This window comes from Blastopirellula retiformator (assembly GCF_007859755.1).
Taxonomy (GTDB): Bacteria; Planctomycetota; Planctomycetia; order Pirellulales; family Pirellulaceae; genus Blastopirellula; species Blastopirellula retiformator.
In genome coordinates, this window is record NZ_SJPF01000006.1 from 377,842 (window position 1) to 391,181 (window position 13,340).

9 protein-coding genes and 1 tRNA gene are annotated in these 13,340 nt (G+C 57.5%); 6 read left to right on the forward strand and 4 right to left on the reverse strand.

What is annotated here, in order from left to right; all coding sequences use genetic code 11:
• Positions 1-47: 47 nt before the first annotated feature.
• Positions 48-1,181: a hypothetical protein gene (locus Enr8_RS23435; protein ID WP_146436419.1), complete on the reverse strand. Its 1,134-nt coding sequence runs from the start codon at positions 1,179-1,181 to the stop codon at positions 48-50.
• Between the two features lie 297 nt (positions 1,182-1,478).
• Here Enr8_RS23435 and Enr8_RS23440 point away from each other — a divergent pair, with 297 nt between their 5' ends.
• Positions 1,479-2,438 (forward strand): hypothetical protein, encoded by a 960-nt coding sequence (locus Enr8_RS23440; RefSeq protein ID WP_146436421.1) that lies wholly within the window; start codon positions 1,479-1,481, stop codon positions 2,436-2,438.
• A gap of 211 nt (positions 2,439-2,649) precedes the next feature.
• Here Enr8_RS23440 and Enr8_RS23445 read toward each other — a convergent pair whose 3' ends face one another.
• The gene (locus tag Enr8_RS23445; protein ID WP_146436423.1) at positions 2,650-6,486 is read right to left on the reverse strand and encodes an MFS transporter; all 3,837 of its coding nucleotides are present in this window, start codon (positions 6,484-6,486) and stop codon (positions 2,650-2,652) included.
• 318 nt (positions 6,487-6,804) lie between these two features.
• Between Enr8_RS23445 and Enr8_RS23450 the strand changes: the two genes are divergently transcribed.
• Entirely contained in the window at positions 6,805-7,104 is a 300-nt protein-coding gene (locus Enr8_RS23450; RefSeq protein WP_146436425.1) for a hypothetical protein, read from the forward strand.
• Positions 7,105-7,113: 9 nt separating this feature from the next.
• Here the strand turns inward: Enr8_RS23450 and Enr8_RS23455 are convergent, their stop codons facing one another.
• The gene (locus tag Enr8_RS23455) at positions 7,114-7,920 is read right to left on the reverse strand and encodes a hypothetical protein (RefSeq protein ID WP_146436427.1); all 807 of its coding nucleotides are present in this window, start codon (positions 7,918-7,920) and stop codon (positions 7,114-7,116) included.
• A gap of 268 nt (positions 7,921-8,188) precedes the next feature.
• Here Enr8_RS23455 and Enr8_RS23460 point away from each other — a divergent pair, with 268 nt between their 5' ends.
• The 4 genes from Enr8_RS23460 to Enr8_RS23475 all read left to right on the forward strand — a co-directional run bounded on the left by Enr8_RS23460 (position 8,189) and on the right by Enr8_RS23475 (position 10,012).
• A complete protein-coding gene (locus Enr8_RS23460; RefSeq protein ID WP_146436429.1) occupies positions 8,189-8,608 on the forward strand; it encodes a hypothetical protein in 420 nt (139 codons plus the stop codon).
• Positions 8,609-8,779: 171 nt separating this feature from the next.
• On the forward strand, positions 8,780-9,139 hold the full coding sequence (locus Enr8_RS23465; protein ID WP_186767833.1) for an STAS domain-containing protein: 360 nt from the start codon (positions 8,780-8,782) through the stop codon (positions 9,137-9,139).
• A 124-nt stretch (positions 9,140-9,263) separates the two neighbouring features.
• Positions 9,264-9,689 (forward strand): ATP-binding protein, encoded by a 426-nt coding sequence (locus tag Enr8_RS23470; RefSeq protein ID WP_146436431.1) that lies wholly within the window; start codon positions 9,264-9,266, stop codon positions 9,687-9,689.
• Positions 9,690-9,939: 250 nt separating this feature from the next.
• Positions 9,940-10,012, forward strand: a tRNA-Asn gene (locus Enr8_RS23475).
• A gap of 362 nt (positions 10,013-10,374) precedes the next feature.
• On the opposite strand, the gene Enr8_RS23480 is transcribed toward Enr8_RS23475, so the two are convergent.
• The gene (locus tag Enr8_RS23480; RefSeq protein ID WP_146436433.1) at positions 10,375-13,326 is read right to left on the reverse strand and encodes an ATP-binding protein; all 2,952 of its coding nucleotides are present in this window, start codon (positions 13,324-13,326) and stop codon (positions 10,375-10,377) included.
• Between the last annotated feature and the right edge of the window lie 14 nt (positions 13,327-13,340).

Here is a 13,340-nt window from a genome sequence, read left to right on the forward strand (position 1 = left end):
GTTGGAAAATGCCACGTGGGCATTTTTCAACAGGCGGATAGAAACTCTCAACGCGGCGCGTCATTGGATGCGCCGCGTTCGCTTACGTGCAACTGCATCAGCAGTTTCTGGGCTGCGATGCGCACGTCAGCGTCGATGTCATGCGATAACTCGACCAGCCACAACCGTCGATCGAAATCGGTCTCTACGGCCAGCCGCTTCGCCAATCGCAGCCGCTCTTGCACGCTGGGACTGGTCAGCTTTCGCGCTAGTTCCAACTCAAACGGCTGAAAGCGACGCCGCAGCAACTCTAGCTCGGCCGCCTTAATGACTTCCGGACGCGAATCTTGCAACCAATGCATCACATCGATATCGGCTAGTTTTGATAGGTCTTTCGGCATGCGAGGTCGGGCCGACTCCGGCAGCACGCCCGGTGCGATCCCAATACTTCCCGCCGTTCCAAACGCCTGACGATCGCTCCCTGGCGGCGATATCGGCTTGCTGGTGATCGCCGCCGCGGACGGGAACCCGCCCGGCTCATGCGGTGGATTGACGACCGTATCCCGGGCGCCCTCTGGCGCAACCGGCAGATAACCTCCCGGCGCCTGGGCGATCTGCGCCGGGCTCGAATATTCATCACGAGTCGCCCCTGGCGGTTGTGGAGGCAACATCGTCATCGCGGAGATCAAAGGTCGCGTCTCACCGGCCGAATCCATCGACGCCGATCGCCGCATGATCTTATCGATTGCCTCGTTAAACTGCCGGGCCTCTTCTGGCGCCAGGCCCAGGTTCCAGGTGACGACGTCTGCGGCCAAGTCGGCGGCCGCTTGGCGCGCCGTTGGCGACAGTTCTTCCCAACGTCTCGACATGAGAACGGCAATTTCGATCGCTTCGTCGCGATAGCGGATCGCGGCCTGATTGCGCCACTCTTCTCTTTTCCGCTTCAAGACGTTCGTCGCGGCGATCGCCAGCGGCGCCCGCTCGCTGGTCAGCGCGTTTAGTAAGTCGCGTTCGGGACGCGCCGAGATTTGCAACTGACGGCGCAGATAGAATTCAATGTCATCATCAGGAGCTTGCGCTAGCTGGGCGTCGGCATATGACTGCAAGTACGATGCGCAAAGGTAGGGCACGACGCCGATGATGATAGTCACGGCGACCAGCAGCAAGGCCCAGCCTCGGCGAGTCAATAACAGTCGATTCATATCTCTTGGCCCTAAGATGGCGCATGCGAGCCGCGATGATATCGTGCCGACCGCCTGCGACAAGGTCGATTCATCGCTGGCGCCGCTAGCACTTAGCAAGGAATCGAGAGCGGCGGCGAGTTTGACTGAGGAACACCCCCTTGCGGAGCCGAATTACCATCAGGATCGAAATAGATTAACAGTCGGCCTGATCGACCTGCTTCCGGGGGACGTATGACGCGCAGAGTCCGAGATGCCTTTCGCATCGCGAACCACAGAAATCTACGTGCAGGGCGTTGGCTTGCGGCAATTGCCGTGATGATCGGCTTCGCTAGCAGTGCGCAAGCTCAAGAAGCGACCGTCTATCCCAACGAAACGGTCGCCTTCAATCGCAGCGAGCGCGAGGCGGCGATTCGCGAAATCCCCTTCGATAAACTGACCAAGCAGGCCGGCGACGACATCCGCCATGTCGTCAGCAGCCCGAGCATCTTCCGCCGTTTGCCGGTGCAAGTGATCGACTGCGATCCCGATCTCTACTTGCTGCTGGTCCGCTATCCCGAAATCATCGTCAACATTTGGCGTCTGATGGGAATCACCAACGTGGCGATTCAACGCACCGGACAGTTCTCGTTTCACGCCAAAGATGGCGCTGGAACGGTCAGCGACGTCGAATTGGTTTACGGGAACCGCGACACGCATGTCCTGGTCGCCAACGGCTATTACGAAGGACCGCTGGCGCCAGGCAAAGTCGACGCCAAGTGCGTTCTGGTTTTGAAAACGGGTTACGCCCCAGCCGAAATGAACAAGACGTTCGTCTCGAATCAGCTGGACGTGTTCGTCAAGTTTGAACACAAAGGCGCCGACCTGTTGGCCCGCACGCTGCATCCGCTGATCGGCAAGACGGCCGACGCCAACTTCGCCGAAACGACGGCGTTTCTCGGCAAGATCTCGAAGAGCTCCGAAGAGAACTACGCCGGCATACAGAACCTGTCGCAGAAGCTGACCCAAATCGATCCCGCCCTGCGTGATCAATTCGTCCAAGCGACTCATCGCATCTATCAGCGGAGCCAAACCGCCCAGCAGAACCTGGGCGCCCAGGCCACGCAGATGGATACTACGTCGATCGCCGCCGAAGAACGTTCGCCAAGACCGTTCGATTCTCAGCAAGCCGAAGGAATCCGCCCTCTGTCGGCAGAAGAGCCGGGAGACGTGATCGTCGTGCCGATCGAAGTCGCCGGCCCCTTCCCCCGCAAACGCACCGCCACCTTCCGCCGCTAATCCATGTTAGGGCAGATCAAGAGCGCTGCCCTTGGACCGGGCGCCGTCGCCACGTCCGCGTGGCAATGAATGCGTGTTGCAATCACGCTTCGCTTGCGGCTGCTGAAGAGCGCGCCTACTTCGGCAGAATCTTAGAAGCGGGGCGGTGCGATACGTCTATTTCATGCACATTCATTGCCATGCAGACGTGGCAACGGCGCCCAACATATATCTACGAGTTGGCGTGCGCCGCGGCTTCGGCCAGCGCCAACTGCTTGATCGCCTGCAGGTCAAATTTCCCGCTGCCCAGCAGCGGGAGTTCCGGCACCGGATAAAACGCATCTTGCGCCGGGATGAAGATATTGGGCAAGCCCCGCGCCACCAGCGCTTCGCGCAGCTCCTGCGGCGTCTTATCGATATTGGTGTAGAGCACGATCAGCCGTTCGCCCTTCTTCGCACACGGGGCCGCCGAGACGACCAGCCGCGGCTTCTCTTCTTCGCTCGGCCCTAACAGCGCGGCGAGCGCTTCCTCAATTTGGATATGCGGCACCATTTCGCCGGCGATCTTCGAGAAGCGACTGATCCGCCCCGTGATGCGAATGAAGCCGTCTTCGTCGATCACCGCCATGTCGCCGGTGGTGTACCAGTGGTCGTGGATCACCTCGGCGGTCTTCTCCGGCAGGTGCAAGTAGCCAAGCATGACGTTCGGCCCCAATATCTGCAGCATCCCCTGCTGACCGACGTCTAGCTCTTCGCCGGTATCGAGATCGACGATCCGGGCGGAAACGTTTGGAATCGGGCGGCCAACCGTTCCTTCTTTGCGATCGGTCTGAAAGTTATCAAACGACCGGCTCGGCGGGATGTTGACCGAGACCAGCGGCGCGCATTCGGTAGCGCCGTAGCCTTCGACCGGACGGACGCCGAACCGCTGTTCAAACTCGTCGCACAAGTCGATCGGCAGCTTCTCGGCGCCGGCGATCACCACTTCCAACGTTTTGAATTGATCCGGATCGACGCGGCGGAGGAAGCCGCGCAAGAACGTCGGCGTCGAGAACATCAACGTGCCCGAGTACTTCTTGGTCAGCTGACCAATCTGCTTCGGTTCGAGCGGACTGAAGTGGAACGCCCCCGCGATGTCGAGCGACAAGACCGGCCACATCGTCAGCGTGTAGCCAAACGAATGGAAGAATGGCAGGATGCCGATCATCACATCGGTGTGCTGCAGGTGCCCCATCTGATCGACCGCCTGCACGTTCGATGCGATGTTGGCCTGGGTCAGCATCACTCCCTTCGGTTCGCCTGTGGAGCCGGAGGTGAAGATGATCGTGACCAGGTCCTCAGGCTCAAGCTGGTCCAGTCCGAACTGCCACCCCAAAATAGCGCTGGGAGTCAAGAACGCCGCGGCGCCGCAGGCGACTTTATCCATCGTCGTCGGCTTGGTCTTCAGGTCTTCGAGCAAGACGACTTCGGCGTCGAGCTTGTAGTCGAACTTCTCCATGAACTTGCGGCTAGTCAGCACATGCTTGACGCCCGCTTGGCGAATGCAGGAGTTGAGCACGTCATTGCCGACGGTGTAGTTCAAGTTGACCGTCGTGCGACGGTCAAGCGCCAAGGCCGCGTTGACGATGACGCCAGCGCCGGTTGGCGGCAACAGGACGCCCACCATCGGCTCGGCCTGGCGATTTTCCAGCACGTGCCGGTTGAGCAATCGCCGCATGATCATCGTGGCGGCCAACAGCTTGCCGCCGGTCAGGTCAACGCCGGTTGAGTCGGCGACCTTGCGCGAGAAGAGGCGTTTGCGGCAAGCCTTGATAAATCCGTGTACTGGCGGTTCCACGCGATCATGTCGCGCTGCAAACGCCTGCGAGCCGAGTCGTTGCACTGCCTGGCGAACCTTAAATACGTCGTACGGCGCCTCGATCGGCTTGCCGAAGTGAATTGAAATCGGAGTCCGCCAACCTTGCGGATACTTCCAGAAAAACTTGCCGCCCGAGAAGCTGAAAATGCTGCCCCACAATTCGTCCAAATAAACCGGCACCACCGGAGCGTCCGATCCTTCGACCAGCTTCATTAGGCCCCGCTTGAAACCTTGCACCTGGCCGCTGCGGGTAATGCCCCCTTCGGCGAAGATGCAGACCAACTCGCCGTTCTTGATCGCCTCCTTGCCGACGCGCAGCGCCTTCAAAATCCCCTTCGGCCCGTTGTCGATCATGATCGCGCCGTGCCATTCGGCGAACTCCCGGAACCACTTGCTTTGAAAGTTCCCCGCCCAGACGAAAATCCGCACCGGCCGGCTGCTGGTCAGCAGCAGCAAGATGCCGTCGAGCCAAGTGACGTGATTGGAGACCAGCAGCGCCCCGCCGTTGACCGGCAGATTCTCGCGACCGTAGACCCGAATGCGATAACACGTTTCGCTCGCCAGCCAAACGAAGAACCGAATCGCCGGCTGCGGGATCAGACGCAAGATGTACCATAACACCGGCACGGTGGCGATTCCGCAAAACAGGAAAATGACGCGGGACGAAAACAGCGGCACGCCCGAGGCCTGTTGAAACACGCCGGCCGCCAATTGTTTGTCTTCCGGAAAACGATCGAGCACGTCGCTACGATCGACCGATTCCCCCAGTTTAAACCGCCGCGACAGTTCAACCCACAGCAACTCGGCGGTCGCCTTGCGGCGTTCGTCGTCCCCTGCGGCGAACTCGCTGATCTGCTCCGGAGTGATCTCAGGTTGCTCCCCTTCGCGCCACGCTTTCTTATGCACCGCCAATGCATGGGCCAGTTGCGATTCAAACTCGGGACTCCCTTCGTACTGCGCGGCGGCGATGTTGCTGACCGATCCTTCCCAAATCTGCCACCGCATTCCCATAAAGAGAATCGCCACCAGCATGCAGCCGCCAAACGTCAAGAAGTTGCTCGCCGCCAAAATAACCCCACGATGACGCGGATCGCTACGATGCTGCATAAACGCCGCTAAGGGAACTTCAAACAGCCCGGCGAACACCCCCAAGAAAAAGAGGAGCACACAGGCGATCCCATACGCCAGGTTGAGCGTTTCGTCCGGATTGATAATCGCCCCATGCACAAACGACAGCGCCAGCGAACTAAGCGCCATGCCGGCGGCGCCCAAAGGCAAAAGGCCGAGTTCGACGTGCCCTTGCGACCAATACCCGGCCAAGACGCAACCGACCGCCGTGCCGGCGACCAGCGCAATCAACAACGGCCCGACTTGCTGCTGCGTCGTCGTTCCACCTTCGGCGGCGAACTGGTCGATATTCATTTGCGCTAGACTCGCCAACGACCAGAAGAACGCCGTTCCCAGCGCCACCCGCAAGATCGCCCGATCGCTCGCCAGCACCCGCAGATTGTTGACGGTCTCTTTGAACGCTTCGACCGGGCTCCAGGGGAACTTCAGGTCGCTATTGGCGACCGGCAGCGCGTGAATCATCAAACTGGCGCAGACGCCGGCCAGCGCCGTACCAATCAAGATCGCCGCCGCCAGACCGATGTTGGTCGCCCCTTGATCGGTCCAGTCGCTCAGCGAATTCCCGACGAACGTACCAATCGCCACGGCGATCACCGTTCCCAGCCCTAGGATGCCGTTGGCCGACGAGATGTGCTTCATCTTCAGCATCTCCGGCACCGCGCCCAGTTTGGCCGGTCCATACAGCGCGCTTTGCGCCCCCATCAAAAAGACGGTCGCCAGCAGCCACCAGAAACTGTCGGTAAAGACGAAGAGGATCCCCAGCGCCATAATCGCCACTTCGGCCCATTTGCACCACACGATCACCGTTCGTTTGCTGTAGCGATCGGCCAGATAACCGGCGTGCGCGGCGAAGAGAATATAGGGGAGCACAAAGCAGGCGGTGCCCGCCATTAGCACCGTACCGATGTTGGTCGCCGCTTGTTCTTTGCCGATGCCGATGACGAACCAACGAAAGATATTGTCGTTGACCGCGCCCAACATCTGCGTCACGACCAACCCGAGAAAGCTGGCGGACCAGAGATTGTCGCGATTGGCGTCGCTCTCCGCTTCGCTCTGAATCAAGGCTTCGGCGTTCGAATTCATAGGGGCTGGCTTCAGATGGATTCCGCGAATTAATCCGGTAAGTTAGCCGATTCCCGCTAATCCACCTAGTGTGGGTAGCGCAGAACGCGGCTTCTCTTAACAACGCGAATTTTGCATCCTCTCTAGACAACGGAGCCTTAAGTCAGGCTGCGGGGTAGGTGGATCCCCGCAGTTGGGGCCGTTTCGCCAGCAATATGCCTGCGATCGCTACCCGTCATACAACCGTGTCGCTGGCAGATCGGCTGAAATCCCCCAACAGCTAGCTCGATACTTATAGACACAGTTGGTCACGTGCCTGACTTCTGAGAGCCCACTCCAATGGAACTGAATCGCAACCAATATTTCATGATCGGCCTGATCGTGCTTGCGCTCGGGATCCAATTTCGCGTCGTTGAGTCGGTCACCCTCACCGAAGAGGCGAGCTCCTTCATCGCCAAGCGAATTGTGAAGCAACAAGCCGCATCCGGCGAGATTCCCCCCGCATTCGTGCCGGCCGCTGAGTCGCAGGCCACCTCGACAAAGCGAACCATCAACCCGCCAGAATGGCTTGGTTGGGCCCTGATTTCGGTCGGCGGGGTCTTAATTCTGCATAGCCTGGCGATGCAGAAGCCTGGTTAGAAGGCGGGCTTAGCGGCGGTAATACGGCAGCGCCGGGCTTTGATTCAGCTCGGAATAGTCCCGATAGGGCGACCAGGTTCGAATCCGCAGCCAGTCGACCTTCCGCTCGAACACCCCCTGCCCTGGCACAATCACCCGAACCTTCAGCAGCCCGTTTGGCGCCAGCGTATCGTCCAATTCCGGGTTTTGCCCCTGATATCGCAGGCGAATTGGTTCGGCGCCCGCTTGGCTATCGAGCCTACCGCCCCAGTGCCCAATCCGAGTCGATGCGGCGCCCCGCTGTGATGGTACGCTCACAAAATCGTATCGCTTGAAGGCGTACAGCTCTGCCTGATACTGACCGTGCAAATCGAATTTCCGCCCAAACTGATCCCGGGCGTCAATCGTCAGCTGCAGACCATCCGCCACGATGTCGTAGTCCCAATTCTCGAGACTTGCATAGACGTCGAGCGACGCCAGCCGAGGCGCGATCTCCACTTCCTCCTGGTAACTGGCCTGACGAACCGGGCGAGCGATGATCTCGCTCTGCAGGCGAACCTCCGGTTCGACCAGATCAAACCGCTGCTGACGCAATTGGTCGACCGAGATCTTCTGGCCGTCGATCGTTGCCGAGACGATCCGGTCCCAGTCGATTGGGCGCACGACCTTGATCCCCCCGTTTCCGGAGTTCACCCAGAGCCGCTCGCCGTCGGTTTTGACCGACACCGCCCCAGTGACGGTTCGGCCGCTTTGCAGCGTGACCGAAACCTCGGCGGCGCAAGTCGCCGCGGTAAGCAGGCTTCCGACAATTAATAGTGAGGTGAAATGGAGAAACATGGTGCAGCTCGGCGAATTTTGGCGAATGGGCGGTCTTCCTTGCCAAAATGCAACCTGGGCGCCAAAGCGTCTCCTGCCGCTGGGCCAACGAACGTAACTCGTTGCTGGCATTTATTTTATGCACAAACCTAGGCCCTCGCCAAGCCAAATGGGTGTGGCGAAGTCGCAACGCGTGTGAAAAAACGCCACGCCGGCGCGCCCCAAACCATGTCCTAAAATTGCTACGTAGCCCTCTAGTTCCCGCCAGTCCCTACCCCAGGCGTCTCTGATGTTACGAATGATCGGCCTCTTTACTGTGTTGGCCCTTGCAGCGATTCCGTTTGTCGCCAAAGCGCAGCAACAAAACGGGACGCCTCCCCCGGTTTCGGCCCCCGATATCGACGTGGTGACCGACCGCGCCAGCGCCCAAGCCGACGAAAAGCGGCGGCGAAACCGCGTTCGGGAAGGGACGCGAATCACCGACAGCATCGGGCAGTTCGATTGGGTGGGAGACCGCCTGAGATTTGTCAGCGACGACGGCTCGCAAGACTTCCGCGTGCTTGAGAACCTGGCGATGGAGCGGGTCGCCCAGTCGATGGAGCAGTCGGCCAGCAAAATCACCTGGACCGTCTCTGGCGTGGTGACCGAGTATCGCGGATCCAACTACTTGTTGGTCGAGCATGTGACGCTGAAAAGCCGCCGCCAGTAAAACCGGACCAACCGGCTCTCGATTTCTGACGAAGATGCCCCCTGCTAGCAGCTGGAGGCGTTGACAGCACCGTTTGCACGAATATCATTTGAAATAACGGGTTACGTCAAATGGCCGTTCAGCTTTTGGGCGAGGGAACGGCTACACGCTCATTGCCAGCGAGGTGGATACATGGCCGATAATCGGCGTCTTGGGGTTTCCGAAGTCAGCGGAGTGACGGTCATTCAGTTCAATGATCGCAAGATACTAGACGATTCCCAAATCCAAGAGATCGGCCAGGAGTTTACTGCACTGGTCGAGCAAGAACAGAAGAAGAACATCCTGCTCAACTTCTCGCACGTTGAGTTCCTGTCGAGTTCCGCGCTCGGCAAACTAATCAACCTCGAGAAGCAGGTCAAAGCGCACAGCGGCAAACTCCGCATGAGCAATATTCGTCCCGAGATCATGGAAGTTTTCGCGATTACCAAGTTGAACAAATTATTCGACATCCGTGATGACGTTCCTGACGCTTTGGCCGCGTTCAACTCGTAACCGCACATCGCGGACAGGCGAGACTCGCCGGCCGACGTCCTGATTCTTATCTTCATTCCCCAGCGGCTCATCCCGCGACTTAACCAAGTCGCACTCCCGTTACTCCCGAAACCCCCAAGAAATCATGGGAGCAAACAACAACTGGCTTTGGACTTGTTCGGAAACGATTCCGAGCGACACGCAAGAAGGTCAGCGCCTCGTAAAGCAGCTCCTCTCGAAACTGGAAGAGTACGCTTGGGGCATGTCTGACGTCTTCGGCATCCATCTGGCGGCGGAAGAAGCGATCGTCAACGCAATTAAGCATGGCAACGCTTACCACCCCGACAAAAATGTTCAGATTGAGATGAACGTTGGCGCCGATCGCGTGTCTCTTCGAGTAACCGACGAAGGTCCCGGCTTCGACCCTCAGGAAGTCCCCGATCCAACCGAGGACGAAAACCTGGAGAACGAATCAGGCCGCGGCGTGATGCTGATCAAAGCCTACATGACCGACGTACGGTACAACGATCGCGGCAATTCGGTCTTCATGGAAAAAGTTCGGACGCAGTAAGCCGGCCGTTTCCCTGGCGATCCGCGCTCCGCAGCGACGCGAACCCGCACCGACGCGAACATCGTCACGTGACCAGCGGTCAACGATCGCTAGCAAGCCCGCCCCGATCGATCCCAGATCGTCCCAAGTTCGACCCCACTTCGGGTCGTGCGGAAAATACCGAGCGAAAAAGTCGCCAGCGACGCCCCAACTTCGGCCCAAGGGGTGTTGCGTTTAAAAGCGGCGAAGCTAAATTATACCTTTTCACTGATCCCCTGTAGCTCAGTTGGTAGAGCGAGCGGCTGTTAACCGCTATGTCGTAGGTTCGAGTCCTACCGGGGGAGCTGATTTAGTCTGCGGAATATCCGCCGACAATCTAGTTAACGCACAACGCCGAGAGTGAAAGCTCCCGGCGTTCGTCGTTTCTTGGCTTTCTGGCAAGGGTTTACGGCGATATGGCGTTGGGAGAGCGTTCTTCGCGGATCGCACGCAGGCGGCTGCTATTCGCGTTCTGCCACGCTCCCGTGAGAGGCTCTCTTGCTCTCAGACACAACGGCCAATTTGGGTTAACAACCCGAATTCGTTCGGGACTTCATTCGGTGGTTTTCCGAGCGTATATCCAACCGCCGATCATACATTTCTTTTTTCCAAAAATCGGGCACCCAATCGAGCGTGTCCCGCTGGTGTTTTTCCGTAAATTTAGGCCCTAAAGGACTTTCACATCATCATCGAGCCCGAGTTCTTTGAGCCCAGCTTTCATTTCGTCAGCTTTTGACTCCGAATGTTCGTGGTCTACGGGAACTTCAAAAGACACCGTCAGCGTTAGCTCTGGATCAGTCGCGAGTTTGCTTAGTACCTTCGTGTAGAAGTTCATCCACTTCTGCGGAGGAACCTTGCCTGACCATCTAATCGATTTCTTCCCGGATGGCGGCGGTGGTGGCGTCAGATTTTCTTTTTGAACGCTAACGTCAGCAGTGGCTTCCACTTCTCCAGACTTCGCGGTGACCAGGAACTGGCCAGTATGGTCGCCGGCAGTGAAGAGGCCGTCAGATGTGACGGTGCCGCCGGTTGCTGACCACTCGGTGCTGTCCGTCTCAATGATTTGACTGTATTGATCGAATCCGTCGACCTTGAATGCTGCCTGATCCCCAATTTTTAATGTAACGTTGGTTCGATTGAGGCGAAGTTCCTTCAGTACCGGTGGTTCGCGAAGCTTCTTGGCGTCTTCTTCCTTCAAAATGAAAACATCGTCGGAAATCTCCACGGAGTCGTCGAACAAATTCTCGTTCGGCTTGCGAAGTATCAGCCGTCCAGATGCGTCCTTTACAGCATAGTCAATGATGCCGCTACTAACTCCGTCCGCAATGGCTCGCTTGACGGCATCGGGATTGATCAACCTTGGAAGCAATGGCGAGGAATAGAACGCGTCTCGAACCGCCTTGGTTGACCATTCTGTTTTGGACGATGGCCAGAAACTCGGGAGTTTTCGAGCTGGAATCGATGTCGAAAGTATGTCCTTACCCTCTTTTACCCCGAGTCGGGTAAGGTAAATCTCCACGATGCTGCCAGCAGAGCTGGACGTGATATTCCCAAGAGGAATGTGAGCCAACTGGTTGTTTCTGTCCAGCAGGTAAACATGGTTATACGCCCGAAAGATTGCCTCATCGAGTTGTCGTTGAGCATCTTTTAGATTGCGTTCCAGCAACCGCAATTGCCCCTCATCGATGCGTTTTTTGGTATCGTCGTCTTCATCAACATCTTCCCACGCCAGTGCTTCGCGAGCCTTGTCAAAGACGTTTTCGGCTGGATCTGGCGCCGCGAAAATCAGTGCCGACTTCAAAGTTCGTCCGCTCGAACCGCAGTCACGGACAATACTTTCCATGATTTTCATGGTGGCTCTGTCATTGGCGACCTCGTCGATCCCTAAGATCACCAGTGTTAGCTTCGGGATTTCGCGGACGTCGCCTGTCTTCTGAGGAAAGAACTCACGTTCGATCATTTTGCAATCCGGCGACGAGCTCTTGCCGAAAACCTTTTTCGTTCGTTCGCGAATTCGTTCTTCGATGGCGGGATCTTTGACGTTGCCACGGCGAGAAACCAGAACCTGATTCAGGTTTGGTGACAGACCAAAGCGATACCGATCTCGGTCCCATTGAAGGTAGAAGCATGTGCTGGCGAGGCCTTCCAGCACTGTTTCGATGTCGGCGGTGTGCATGTCAGGGCCGCAAACGTCCGTGCGGATTTCTGAGATTGTGGCTTCCGCCTTCTCGGAACTCATTCCGCCAGTCGATTCAAAGAAAATCGTCGCCGCTACCTTGCGATGCAACTGAGCCTTCTTGATGGCATCCGAAGCTTCTTTATCGAGCTGAGCGCTGTGAGTGACGCCGTCGCGTCGCCAAATGTCGGTTGTAATCGGGACATTCAGCCGGTCGTTTCCCATCTGTGCGAAGAGTGCTGAGCGAAACCACTGATTGTCGAACGGTGCAAGGCCGAGCGTAATGAGCGGTTCTTCCGTGTACTTGTAATTCTCAGGCTGGCAATTGTGTGCAACCCATTGTGCCAGCAACCGCAATGCACCGCGTGTTCGCTGAAACTTCGGGATGCTCTGCCACTTTCCTTCAAACAGCCTGAGTACCGAAGGATGGAATGGATAAGTCGATTTAAATAGCTGGTAAACAGTATCCCGATCGATGCCGGACAGTTCGTTAGAGTGTTCGCCGGCCCAATCAGCGTATGATTTGATTGTCCGTAGCGCTTCATTATTCAGCCCATCCCACTCAAACAATCGTCGTCGAATAATATCCGCCATTTCCTGATCGGCCGACATAACGATGGCTTTGCCAAGTCGGTCCAGCATTTTCTGGAAACGAGATTCATCAGCTTCGTCATCCGACGTGTATTCCAGTTCGGATGCTGGGATCGAAACAACGATGACGATGTTTGATTCGCCGCGAGCGACCTCTGCAAAGCAATCGAGGAAGTTGTACAGCTTGTTGCCGTATCCCTTGTTGCGGTAAGTGCTGACGTAACTGATGACTTCGTCGAAAAGGACCAGAACCGGCCTGTCCTTCGGCAGCATGGCTCGAATTGCGTCGCCTTTAGGTTCAATGAACTCGGCTTCGTGTTCAGCGAGGACGCCCAGAGACGCTTGCCCGCCAAGTTGCCATGCAATGTCGGCCCACGGCGTCTTACGATTGGGTTCGCCTGCATTGCCCCGGCCCGTCAGTGAATCAAAGTCTTTGCCGTTGAAGACGGCAACGGCGGCCTCCGGAATGTCTTTGACTTCCGCGGCCGTCATCAATGATTGAATGCCGTCCCAAGACGCTGCTTTCGATCCGCCGCTGGCTATGTGAAAGAGGGCCGTCAGCGAGTGCGTTTTACCGCCGCCAAAGTTGGTGGCCATGTTGAACACGGCGGACGTTTCTTGAGTCAGGCCGTTCAGTCGTCGTAAAACCTGAGTGCCAAGTTCCTTCAGACTGCCGGTCAGCAGCGTGCGTTCGAAGAACTGCACCGGATCGGAATAGACTTCCGGAACTTCTTCACGTTTGTCGTGTATATGTCCGAGGTTGACGGCGAATTCGGACGCTTCCAAAGACCGGTTCTTCCGCAGGTCTTCGCGCGGAGTGACGACTTGATACCAAGGTTTGAGTTTTGCCATTGTTGGTGCTCTAT

Coding starts and splice junctions, on each gene's coding strand:
- Enr8_RS23450 (WP_146436425.1), top strand. CDS start 6,805: ATGGAACTGAATCGCAACCAATATTTCATGATCGGCCTGATCGTGCTT.
- Enr8_RS23480 (WP_146436433.1), bottom strand. CDS start 13,326: ATGGCAAAACTCAAACCTTGGTATCAAGTCGTCACTCCGCGCGAAGAC.
- Enr8_RS23440 (WP_146436421.1), top strand. CDS start 1,479: ATGATCGGCTTCGCTAGCAGTGCGCAAGCTCAAGAAGCGACCGTCTAT.
- Enr8_RS23470 (WP_146436431.1), top strand. CDS start 9,264: ATGGGAGCAAACAACAACTGGCTTTGGACTTGTTCGGAAACGATTCCG.
- Enr8_RS23460 (WP_146436429.1), top strand. CDS start 8,189: ATGTTACGAATGATCGGCCTCTTTACTGTGTTGGCCCTTGCAGCGATT.
- Enr8_RS23435 (WP_146436419.1), bottom strand. CDS start 1,181: ATGAATCGACTGTTATTGACTCGCCGAGGCTGGGCCTTGCTGCTGGTC.
- Enr8_RS23455 (WP_146436427.1), bottom strand. CDS start 7,920: ATGTTTCTCCATTTCACCTCACTATTAATTGTCGGAAGCCTGCTTACC.
- Enr8_RS23445 (WP_146436423.1), bottom strand. CDS start 6,486: ATGAATTCGAACGCCGAAGCCTTGATTCAGAGCGAAGCGGAGAGCGAC.
- Enr8_RS23465 (WP_186767833.1), top strand. CDS start 8,780: ATGGCCGATAATCGGCGTCTTGGGGTTTCCGAAGTCAGCGGAGTGACG.